This is a genomic window from Alkalibacterium sp. m-11 (assembly GCF_054658155.1).
Genome location: NZ_BAAGIR010000414.1, coordinates 1 through 349, shown reverse-complemented (window position 1 = coordinate 349; position 349 = coordinate 1). Strand labels below are relative to the sequence as shown.

Annotated in this window: 1 protein-coding gene; it reads right to left on the bottom strand. The window is 37.5% G+C overall.

Features of this window, described 5'->3' with window-relative positions; translation table 11 throughout:
- Positions 1-9: 9 nt before the first annotated feature.
- Positions 10-349, bottom strand: a 340-nt coding sequence (locus ACYQ2O_RS13010) for a Mu transposase domain-containing protein (RefSeq protein ID WP_459796814.1), incomplete at its 5' end; no start/stop codon positions are given.

The following is a 349-nucleotide window of genomic DNA, read 5'->3' as shown; positions in this document are numbered from 1 at the left end:
TTTTGATAGTTACTGCTCATTCGAAGGCACCTCCAGTAAATCATATTGCTTTAAACTTCGTTTAATATGTTCTTGGATGTCATCTTCTTCTTTGTGGCTCATGACATCTGATTTAAGTATCTGAACCAAATCTTCTTGGTTATAGTTCAATCTTTTTGTGGTAAGTGGGTGCGAACGAATCTGTTCTCCGTTATAATAAATGTGCACGTGCTCTTCGTTTTCGGAAAGATCCAAGTCAACTTCTTTTCCGATATAACGAGGGTCTACAGAGTACCTACATTTGCGGAAAATGACCATTGCTTCCTTTGTGACTTTACGGCGAATAGAGTCTTCAAAATAAGGATTTAAC